Annotated in this window: 12 protein-coding genes; 6 read left to right on the forward strand and 6 right to left on the reverse strand. The window is 58.7% G+C overall.

All coding sequences use genetic code 11. From position 1 onward, the window contains the following. Window positions 1-84 precede the first annotated feature (84 nt). Window positions 85-717 carry a pseudouridine synthase gene (locus ALO64_RS01760; RefSeq protein WP_044345260.1) on the forward strand — a complete coding sequence of 211 codons (633 nt, stop codon included), beginning with the start codon at window positions 85-87 and terminating at the stop codon, window positions 715-717. A gap of 12 nt (window positions 718-729) precedes the next feature. Here the strand turns inward: ALO64_RS01760 and ALO64_RS01765 are convergent, their stop codons facing one another. Together ALO64_RS01765 and ALO64_RS26095 are read right to left on the reverse strand one after the other, a co-directional pair. Further along, window positions 730-1,209, reverse strand: coding sequence for an Lrp/AsnC family transcriptional regulator (locus ALO64_RS01765; RefSeq protein ID WP_002555305.1), 480 nt, complete (start codon window positions 1,207-1,209; stop codon window positions 730-732). A 348-nt stretch (window positions 1,210-1,557) separates the two neighbouring features. Continuing rightward, window positions 1,558-2,106: a hypothetical protein gene (locus ALO64_RS26095; RefSeq protein WP_371411876.1), complete on the reverse strand. Its 549-nt coding sequence runs from the start codon at window positions 2,104-2,106 to the stop codon at window positions 1,558-1,560. Between ALO64_RS26095 and ALO64_RS25460 the strand changes: the two genes are divergently transcribed. Beyond that, window positions 2,098-2,772 (forward strand): DUF6515 family protein, encoded by a 675-nt coding sequence (locus tag ALO64_RS25460; protein ID WP_223216206.1) that lies wholly within the window; start codon window positions 2,098-2,100, stop codon window positions 2,770-2,772. The genes ALO64_RS26095 and ALO64_RS25460 overlap by 9 nt on opposite strands. A gap of 6 nt (window positions 2,773-2,778) precedes the next feature. On the opposite strand, the gene ALO64_RS01780 is transcribed toward ALO64_RS25460, so the two are convergent. Both ALO64_RS01780 and ALO64_RS01785 read right to left on the reverse strand, forming a co-directional pair. Continuing rightward, complete coding sequence (locus ALO64_RS01780; protein ID WP_002555303.1) at window positions 2,779-3,672, reverse strand: cation diffusion facilitator family transporter; 894 nt, start codon at window positions 3,670-3,672, stop codon at window positions 2,779-2,781. Between the two features lie 25 nt (window positions 3,673-3,697). After that, window positions 3,698-4,117 carry a hypothetical protein gene (locus tag ALO64_RS01785; RefSeq protein WP_002555302.1) on the reverse strand — a complete coding sequence of 140 codons (420 nt, stop codon included), beginning with the start codon at window positions 4,115-4,117 and terminating at the stop codon, window positions 3,698-3,700. Window positions 4,118-4,333: 216 nt separating this feature from the next. On the opposite strand from ALO64_RS01785, the gene ALO64_RS01790 reads away from it, so the two are divergent. Continuing rightward, window positions 4,334-5,260: a Gfo/Idh/MocA family protein gene (locus ALO64_RS01790; RefSeq protein WP_044345257.1), complete on the forward strand. Its 927-nt coding sequence runs from the start codon at window positions 4,334-4,336 to the stop codon at window positions 5,258-5,260. A 74-nt stretch (window positions 5,261-5,334) separates the two neighbouring features. Beyond that, complete coding sequence (locus ALO64_RS01795) at window positions 5,335-6,312, forward strand: alpha/beta hydrolase (protein WP_044345255.1); 978 nt, start codon at window positions 5,335-5,337, stop codon at window positions 6,310-6,312. A 9-nt stretch (window positions 6,313-6,321) separates the two neighbouring features. On the opposite strand, the gene ALO64_RS01800 is transcribed toward ALO64_RS01795, so the two are convergent. Together ALO64_RS01800 and ALO64_RS01805 are read right to left on the reverse strand one after the other, a co-directional pair. Next, window positions 6,322-6,861 (reverse strand): DsbA family protein, encoded by a 540-nt coding sequence (locus ALO64_RS01800; protein ID WP_044345253.1) that lies wholly within the window; start codon window positions 6,859-6,861, stop codon window positions 6,322-6,324. A gap of 340 nt (window positions 6,862-7,201) precedes the next feature. Then, window positions 7,202-7,897 (reverse strand): tRNA (adenine(22)-N(1))-methyltransferase, encoded by a 696-nt coding sequence (locus ALO64_RS01805; protein ID WP_327168375.1) that lies wholly within the window; start codon window positions 7,895-7,897, stop codon window positions 7,202-7,204. 167 nt (window positions 7,898-8,064) lie between these two features. Between ALO64_RS01805 and ALO64_RS01810 the strand changes: the two genes are divergently transcribed. Beyond that, window positions 8,065-8,448 carry a RidA family protein gene (locus tag ALO64_RS01810; RefSeq protein ID WP_054991643.1) on the forward strand — a complete coding sequence of 128 codons (384 nt, stop codon included), beginning with the start codon at window positions 8,065-8,067 and terminating at the stop codon, window positions 8,446-8,448. Window positions 8,449-8,463: 15 nt separating this feature from the next. Then, window positions 8,464-9,057: a glutathione S-transferase family protein gene (locus ALO64_RS01815; RefSeq protein ID WP_044345250.1), complete on the forward strand. Its 594-nt coding sequence runs from the start codon at window positions 8,464-8,466 to the stop codon at window positions 9,055-9,057. Window positions 9,058-9,292 lie beyond the last annotated feature (235 nt).

The raw sequence follows: 9,292 nt of genomic DNA on the forward strand, positions 1-9,292 counted from the left end.
TTGATCGGAGAATCCTTAATAGATTGGTATTTGCACGAAGGGCCACTAAAGTGGCCCTTTCTGTTTTTTGATTGCCTAATTTCCATGTCCCGCACCCAACGCCCCGTTTCCCGCCGTCCTACCTCCAACCCGGCAGGCGCTGCCCGGCGTGTCGCCAAAGCGCCACCGGCCGAGCCGAAGCTGTTCCTCTTCAACAAGCCATTCGATGTGCTGACTCAATTCAGTGACGAAGGAGGGCGCGCCACGCTCAAGGACTTCATCAAGATCCCCGGCATTTATCCGACCGGACGACTGGATCGCGACAGTGAAGGCTTGTTGCTGCTGACCAACGACGGCCAGTTGCAGGCGCGCATCGCCGACCCGAAACACAAACTGGCCAAGACCTACTGGGTGCAGGTCGAGGGTGAGCCGACCGATGAGCAGTTGCAGCAGTTGCGCGACGGTGTCCAGCTCAACGACGGCCCGATCTTGCCCGCCGAGGCGCGGCAGCTCGATGAACCGCAACTGTGGCCGCGCAACCCGCCTGTGCGCTTTCGCAAGAGCGTGCCGACCAGTTGGCTGGAACTGGTGATCAAGGAAGGGCGTAATCGGCAGGTGCGGCGCATGACTGCTGCCGTCGGCTTGCCGACCCTGCGGCTGGTGCGGGTCAGAATTGGCGACTGGACGCTGGATGGGCTGGATCAGGGCCAATACCGGGAAGTCGCCGCAAAGCTGTGAGGTCGAGCGGGCTTAGTTGCGCAAGTGAGTCAGCGGCATTTCGGTGCTGGCCAGCACCTGATTGAGCACAAAGCTGGACTTGACGCTGGTCACGCCCTCGATCCGCGTCAGATGGCCCAGTAGCAGTTTCTGGTAGTGATCCATGTCCGGCACCACCACTTTCAGTTGGTAGTCTGCGTCCATGCCGGTCACCAGGCTGCATTCCAGAACCTGAGGCAGGTTACGGATTTGCTGCTCGAAATTCTCGAATCGCTCGGGCGTATGCCGGTCCATGCCGATCAGCACGTAGGCGGTGAGGTTCAGGCCAAGTTTCTTGCGATCCAGCAGGGCCACCTGGCGCACGATGTAACCGTCGTCCTCCAGTTGCTTGACCCGGCGCGAGCAGGGTGAGGGTGACAGACCGATGCGTTCGGCCAATTCCTGGTTGGATATGCGTGCGTCACGTTGCAATTCAGCCAAAATGCTCAGGTCGTATCTGTCGAGCTTGCTCACGATGCACCCCTTTATCAATTCAATTGCGCTGGATTATTCATCTGAAGTCAAAAATTGCGCAAGTAATGTTTTAATCCGCAATATTAGCAATCCTCTGCCTTAGCCTCAGGCCTATTCTTTTAACCAGAATCACTGCCCGGACACAGCGTCCAGCGCGACTCGCCGAATCAGGCCAGTCGCGGCCTCCCACCCAACAGGGTGTGCCAGGCCCCCGGGCTACATACTGTCCAGAAGACGGCATGAGGTGAGCCAACGTCAAAAGCGTTGCGCCAGGGCGAAGTATCTCAAGGGGGCCATTTGGTCCCCTTTTCTTTGTCTGCTGATAAAGTGCGCAGAACGGCGCTACGCTTAAACAGTCTTAATGACGTCAACCCGCGCTCTAGTGAGGAAAGCATGAAATCTGGCATCTGGCAGTTTGCGGGTGTAAGTCTGTTGTGTCTGAGCATCAGCGCTCAGGCATTGGCCGACGAACGTGATGATTCGCCGCGCAATCAGTTGTACAACAGCTCTGGCGAAAACGGGCAGCAGCGTCAGCAACAACAGCAGCGCTTCCAGGAACAGAATAATCAGCAGCGTCAGATCCAACAGCAGCAGAATCAGCAGCGCCAGGTCGAGCGTCAGCAGCAACAACAGATCAACCAGCAGCAGATCAATCAGCAACGCCAGATTCAGGAACAGCAGAACCAGCAGCGTCAGGTTGAGCGCCAGCAACAGCAGCAGATCCAGCAACAGCAGATCCAGCAGCGCAACGTCGAGCGTCAGCAGCAACAGCAGATCGATCAGCAACAACGTGATCAGCAGCGTCAGATTCAGCAGCAGCAAAACCAGCAGCGCCAGCAGTTGCGCCAAAGCCAGAACAATCTGCCGATCCAGGGTGGTCCTGGAGAGGTGTGGCAAACCCAGCAGCCGCGTCAGGGCTACTATCAGGACATCCCGCGTGGCAACAACCGCAACTGGCAGGCCGGTAACGGTCGCCTCAATGACCGTTGGGAAGGGCGTCCCGACGGGCGTGGCAATGGCTGGGGGCCAGGCCCGCAATATCGGCCTGGCTATGCGATAGATCGCGTACCGGGTGGCTACTCGCGTATTCCCTATCGTGGTCAGGACTATTACTACTCGGGTGGTTACTGGTATCGCCCGCAAGGCCCGCGTTATGTCGTGGTGACACCGCCTTACGGGGTACGTGTCAGCAGACTACCGTCCTACTCGCAGGAAGTGTGGATCGGCAGCAGTCTGCTGTTTCTGGCAGCCGGTACTTATTATGCCTACCAGCCTGACAGTCAGGACTACGTAGTGGTCAACCCGCCGCAGAACGAGGCGGTGTATCAGGCCCCTGCTGGACAGCAGGTCAATGGCTACGACCCGGTTGCCTACCCTGCGAATGGCCAGAGTCCGCAACAGGTCGAACTGGATCACTATCAGTGCTATTTGCAGGCCGCGCAGCAGAGCGGCTTCGACCCGGCCAATGTCAGCGGCCAGCCGCCGCCGGACTTGGTGGATGCCTATCGTCGCTCGATGGGTGACTGTCTGGCAGGGCGTGGCTACAACGTCAGCGTCAATTGACGCTGATCAGACATTGGCCTGCTTGACGACTTCCTGAGGGTCGGCGTGCACCAGCACTTCGGCCTTCGGGAATTGCTCGTGAATAGCATCGGCGACCTTGTCGCAGAGCGCATGGGCGACCGACAGGGTCAGTGTGCCCGGCAACTCCAGATGTAGCTGCACAAACCAGTGATTGCCGGAAATCCGTGTACGCAGATCATGCGCCCCAAGCACGCCCGGCACGTCGCACGCCAGCGCCAGCATGCGCGTGCTGACATCGGCGGGCAATTCTTCATCCATCAAAACCGACACTGTCTCGCGGGCGATCTGCAAAGCGCTCCACAAGATGTACAGCGCGATGCCCAGACCAAAATACGCGTCCAGCTGTTGCCAGCCGAAATAGGCAAGGGTCAGCGCCACCAGAATACTGGCGTTCAGCAGCAAGTCGGAACGGTAGTGCAGCGAGTCGGCACGGATGGCCGCCGAACCTGTCGCCTTGATCACCCGGTATTGCAAGGTGAGCAGTGCCAGCGTCAGGGCGATGGAAATAACCATCACCACCATACCCAACAGCGGCGCGCCCAGCGGTTCCGGGTTCTGGATGCGTTCGACCGCCTGAACAGCGATCAGCACGCCACTGACGGTGATGAACAGCGCCTGCGCCATACCCGACAGCGCTTCCGCCTTGCCATGACCATAGCGATGATCCTCATCGGCTGGGCGCAACGCGTAATGCACCGCCAGCAGATTGAGGAACGAGGCCGCGCCATCAAGCAACGAATCGGTAAGGCCGGCCAACAGGCTCACTGAACCACTGAGCCACCAGGCAACGCCCTTGGCCAGGATCAGCGTCACGGCAACCGCTAGCGAGGCCCGCGTCGCCAGACGCAGCAGTCGGGAATGTTCGGCAGTGGTGCTCATGACGCTTCCTTGAACCGTATCGATATCAGGCTGCCGGGACCAGGCCCAAGGCTGCCAGTTGTTCCACGCTGCCTTTGTGCTGAATCAGGCGTGGGTCGTTCAGTGGCAGGGAACGGCCCAGCTCGGTTTCAATGATGGCTTGCAGCTTGGTGTTGTCGACGCTGCCGTCAGCCTTGATCGCCTTTTGCAGCTTCTGCGGATCGATCTGCGCATGCTCGCCGGGTGCGTAATAGATCGCGCCCGTCGCGAAGTCCACTGCAAACGCAATCACCCCGGGAACGATATAGAAAAGCAGCGCAAAAGCATCCAGCGCCGCAATGGCCGGGTCAACCTTGCCATCAATCTGACCGCGACGGTCAGGATAGAAAATACTGCCGCAGGCAGAAATCTGAGTCAGCAACGTGGCGACCAGAACGCCACCGATCAAGCGAGAAGGAATGCGCATGGAAAGCTCCTGAGATGAAGAGGGCAACTATACAAGGCAATGGCTGCAAGGCTAAGACTATTGAGTGATGGCGTGGTTCTGCGAGAGTGCAGTTGACCGAACTGCAGAATCGCAGCCGTGGGAGGAAAACAGTTCCCGCGCCGATGCCCCTTACCGCCCACTATTAACATCTGGTTTACTGTGCCCACGATAATTACAAAAACTCAGGAGTCATGTATGCAACCGATTCGTCTCGGTCTGGTGGGCTACGGCAAGATTGCGCAGGATCAACACGTCCCTGCCATCCACGCCAACCCCGCATTTGAGCTGGTGGCTGTCGCTACGCAAGGGCAGCCGTGTGCCGGGGTGGAGAACTTCAAGTCGCTGGGCGAGTTGCTCGAGAGTGGAGTGCAGGTTGACGCTATTGCGTTCTGTACGCCCCCGCAAGGCCGCTTTGCCCTGGTGCAAGAGGCGTTGGCGGCAGGCAAACACGTGCTGGTCGAGAAACCGCCATGTGCGACGCTGGGTGAGGCGATGGCGTTGGTGGAGCACGTGTCGGAACAGGGCGTCAGTGGTCTGTTCGCCTGGCATTCGCGTTACGCGCAGGGTATCGAAGCGGCGCGTGAGTGGTTGTCCACCCGTACTCTGCAAAGTGTCCAGATCGACTGGAAGGAAGATGTGCGCAAATGGCACCCTGGGCAGGCGTGGATCTGGCAGCCCGGTGGCCTGGGTGTGTTCGATCCTGGTATCAACGCCCTGTCGATAGTGACTCACCTGCTGCCACTTCCATTGTTCGTCGAATCTGCCGAACTGCGCGTGCCGAGCAACTGCCAGTCGCCAATTGCCGCTTCTATCAAGATGTCCGACACGCGCCACCTCGATATTCATGCCGAGTTCGACTTCGATCACGGTCATGACGAACTCTGGAGCATCGAGATTCGTTGCGCCGAAGGCACCTTGCGCCTCGATAACGGCGGCGCACTGTTGAGTATCGATGGCATGCGCCAGACGGTTTCGGAGGACGGCGAGTACGCGGCGGTGTATCAACACTTCCAACAGTTGATCGGCAACAAGGCCAGTGACCTGGACCTGCAACCGTTGCGGCTGGTCGCGGACAGTTTTTTCGTGGGCAGTCGGGCATCCGTTGAACCGTTCTACGACTAAGAGCCTCTCAGGTACAGGTGGGGGCAAGCGCTTTGTCGGCCCCCGCACACGTCAGCCTGACAAGAGAGCAGAAATTGGACAAAAAACAGCCTTGGCCTTGCAGTGAGCAGGAGTTGTCAGAAGTGCGACGGTTTAATAAAACCCTCGCGCGAATGCCGCGTTTCCAGATTCGCAATCGTGTTACACCCCGGTTGATTCAGGCGTTATTGCGTGCGGCTCAGATTGGCAGCGCTTTCAAACCGGGAGGGCATGGGCTGCAGATTGAAAAAAGAACGGTCAGCACGGATAACGTACCGGTCCCCGTGCGTATCATCAGGCCCAAAGGCAAACCCAGAGGCGTGGTGTTCGATATTCACGGTGGCGGTGGCGGATGGGTGATTGGCAACGCCCAGATGAACGATGAGCTCAACGTCGGCATGGTCAACGCCTGCAATGTTGCAGTGGTTTCGGTCGATTACCGGCTGGCGGTGACAACCCCCATTGAAGGCCTGATGGAAGATTGCTTTTCTGCCGCCTGCTGGCTGTTGGGCAAAGACTGCGAGGAGTTTGCCGGCCTGCCGGTTATCGTGGTCGGCGAATCCGCTGGCGGGCATCTTGCCGCAGCCACGCTTCTGAAATTGAAAAGCCGACCTGATCTGCTCGAGCGAATAGTGGGTACGGTCCTGTACTACGGCGTCTACGACCTGACGGGCACCAAGAGCGTGCGTACCGCAGGGCCGGAGACGCTGGTGCTGGACGGGCCGGGCATGGTCGGTGCAATGCGTTTGCTTACCCCCGACCGAAGCGACGATAAAAGCCGCGAGCCGCCACTATCGCCTTTGTATGGCGATTTGACTGGCCTTCCGCCTGCACTGATGTTCGTTGGAGAGATCGACCCGCTGCTGGATGACACACTGCAAATGGCCGAGCGCTGGGCCGACTCGGCAGAGGTCGAAATGCACCTCATGCCCGAGTCGCCGCACGGCTTCATCCACTTCCCGACTACCTTGGCGCGCAAGGCTCTGGTGCGCAGCCGTGAATGGATCAATGAGCGGATCGACGCGCTGGGTTGAGCTCGCCTCTCAGCCTATCTCCGTGACCCACTTCGATACTGGGTCGCCACTGCTCAAGCCCGGCTGCACAAGACCGTCGATCATGAAGGTCGGCGACACGTGTATGCCGTTCTGGCGGGCGTATTTAGCGTGCCATTTCACGGCGTGCTCAAGCTCGGGATTGGCGAATGCGTCAGCCAGCGCAAGGCCGCTGTAACGCTCGATACGCACGATGATGTCATTGGGCGTCGCGTCCATGTTCGGGCCGCTTGCGTGATGGTCAAACTCGAACTCTTCACGGTGCGAGGCAACCGCTGTCATGACGGCCTTGGCGCTTTCCTTGCCGCCTTCCAGCGTTGCAGCCGCGAGTATGCAGCGCACGATAACGCCCGAAAACATGTGCCAGGGCTGGGATTGCAGGCGGATTTTGACAGTGATTTTGTCTTCTCCGGCCTGAGCCAGCAGTTCATCGAGCTTGAAGAATGCCCTCACTGAAAAAGGGCAGGTTGGCTCAAGGAAGACTTCGAACAGACGAGGCCCGTGGCCCCAGGAAAGTACGTCTGAATACATGGTCGTGTTGCTCCCGTCGATGGTTGTGCAGAAAACGCGCCGGGCTGATTGCATTGCGCCTAGCATGGTCACCAGAAGCGTTCTCGCGAACACCTCTCGTTCCTCACGCAGAGCATTGGCGCGAGATGAACAAGGCGCGCCCGGCTGATTTGCCTTGCGCCGGGCATGGTAGCGAGAAGTAATCTTCCGGACACCTCTCGTTCCTCACGCTCCGCGTGGGAATGCAGTTCGTGACGCTCCGCGTCACATTGCAACTTTGACGCCACCAGATGAAGGTGCCATAAAGCCTGAACTGTGGATCATGCGGATTTGAGAGCAAGTTCGTGCACGAGTTCGATTTTCAGGCCAGCAATGTGCTAATCCAGCGAATCTGCCGCGCAACCTCCTGCCATTTTTCTTCGCTCACGCCTTTCTGTGCCCTTTCGAAGTTGTTCAGCGTTTTCTGTTTCTTGCCCAATAAACGCTGCCACTTGAGCAGAAATGCCGGGCTGCGCGCCTGCATCTGCAGCGGGCCGAAATACAGTTCCTCGGCGGTGTATTTAACGGGGCCGGTGCGCTCGGCGACGATGATTTCGTAGTCGAAACGGTTTTCCCGCAGCACTTCTTCGCTGACGATGCGGTAATCATGTTCCATCAGCCAAAGGCGCAACGGCTGCTCACCACCGTTGGGTTGCAGGATCAGACGTTCCTGACCGCTCAGGCGCGCTTTGCCACGTTCAAGGATGTCGCGGATCGTCTCGCCACCCATGCCGCACATGCTGACCGCCGTTATCCCGTCTTCCGCCTCAATCGCCGCCAGACCATCGGCCAGACGCACGCAGACCTGTTGCTCCAGTTCGTTCTCGCGCACGGTGCGTTCGGCTGCGTGGAACGGCGTCAACGCCACCTCGCCAGCCACCGCCGCCGAGATGGCACCACGGTTCAGCAGCGCCACCGGCAGATAACCGTGATCCGAGCCGATATCAGCCAGCCGCGCACCGGCGGGTACGTGCGTCGCCACACGCTCCAGGCGCATGGACAATCTCTGTTCGTTCAACGGCAACCCCTTTCAGCACAAGCGTCCGGCAGCACGGCCGGGTCCGGGCGCGATTCTGTAGAGCAATGCAGCGTATTTCAACTTTCCGCGACATAGCCCGCGACTCGACCCCTAACTGACGCTCGCGTAGGCTTGGCGTTTTCCGTCCTTTGCAAAGCAGAGATCTTATGGCAAACGCAGACATCATCTTCACCCCCGATCCCGATGCGGACTCCATCTCCTCGGACGTCGCCGACTTCAACGGCATGCTGGTCAGCACCCAGATCCCGACCCATCCGGACGGCAGCCTGGAGCTGGGCGGCATCACCGAGCAGAGCGAATGCACCCTGCGGGCCCTGAAAGATGCATTGGAACGAGCCGGCAGCTCGATGGACCGCGTCATGCACCTGACCATCTACCTGACCGACATGGCAGATCGCGCCGCTTTCAACGAAGTGTACAAACGCTTCTTCAAAAAACCATGGCCAGTGCGCGCAGCAGTGGGCGTGGCATCGCTGGCGGTTGAAGGTATGCGCGTGGAAGTAACGGCGATGGCGGCCAAGGCGGGCTGACCATAAGGAGATGGAATGCTACAGATACTGGGCAAAGCCTCATCGATCAATGTCCGCAAAGTGCTCTGGACCTGTGCAGAGTTGGAAATCCCGTTCGAACGGCAGGACTGGGGCTCTGGTTTCAGGGAAACCAACACGCCTGAATTCATGGCACTCAACCCTAATGCGATGGTTCCAGTCATTGAGGACGATGGCTTCGTTCTGTGGGAGTCGAACACGATCATCAGGTACCTGGCGAACCGCAGCAACGCCGTGCATCTCTATCCAGCGGACGCAATAGCCAGAGCCAGAGTGGATCAATGGATCGACTGGCAGGCCACAGATCTCAACAAATCCTGGGGTTATGCCTTCATGTCGCTGGTCAGGCACAGCGTCGCCCATCAAGACCCTGACGCGCTGGCTGCCGGATGCCGTCAATGGACCCGACACATGGCGATCCTGGATCGACAGCTTGATGCTACCGGGGCGTACGTTAGCGGCAGCGAGTTTTCGCTGGCAGACATCCCGATGGGCCTTTCATTAAATCGCTGGTTTGAAACCCCGTTAAGTCATCCGGACTTCCCGGCAGTGAAGGCCTATTACGAACGACTGAGCGAACGTCCCGGCTAACGCTTGCACGGCCGAAACGGAACGCCGTGAGCCTTATACCCGAGCCCTGCATCGAATATTGACTCGCCCGTGGAACCAGATCCTGTTGCTTGCCACCAAGACGACAATGAGTTTCCGGGAAAGCATATGATCAACCTCACCAGCATTGCATCTTCGTTGGCGCGTGTAGCGCTCAGCGATTCGACAAAGCCAACGATAGATCGCGCGATGAACGTCGTTAGGGAGGCGCTGCAAA

The organism is Pseudomonas meliae, from assembly GCF_001400515.1.
Lineage (GTDB): Bacteria > Pseudomonadota > Gammaproteobacteria > Pseudomonadales > Pseudomonadaceae > Aquipseudomonas > Aquipseudomonas amygdali.

What these genes read in the sequence shown, in the direction of transcription:
- ALO64_RS01760 (WP_044345260.1), top strand. Translation starts at nt 85, where the DNA reads ATGTCCCGCACCCAACGCCCCGTTTCCCGCCGTCCTACCTCCAACCCG.
- ALO64_RS01810 (WP_054991643.1), top strand. Translation starts at nt 8,065, where the DNA reads ATGGCAAACGCAGACATCATCTTCACCCCCGATCCCGATGCGGACTCC.
- ALO64_RS01815 (WP_044345250.1), top strand. Translation starts at nt 8,464, where the DNA reads ATGCTACAGATACTGGGCAAAGCCTCATCGATCAATGTCCGCAAAGTG.
- ALO64_RS01790 (WP_044345257.1), top strand. Translation starts at nt 4,334, where the DNA reads ATGCAACCGATTCGTCTCGGTCTGGTGGGCTACGGCAAGATTGCGCAG.
- ALO64_RS01785 (WP_002555302.1), bottom strand. Translation starts at nt 4,117, where the DNA reads ATGCGCATTCCTTCTCGCTTGATCGGTGGCGTTCTGGTCGCCACGTTG.
- ALO64_RS01780 (WP_002555303.1), bottom strand. Translation starts at nt 3,672, where the DNA reads ATGAGCACCACTGCCGAACATTCCCGACTGCTGCGTCTGGCGACGCGG.
- ALO64_RS01800 (WP_044345253.1), bottom strand. Translation starts at nt 6,861, where the DNA reads ATGTATTCAGACGTACTTTCCTGGGGCCACGGGCCTCGTCTGTTCGAA.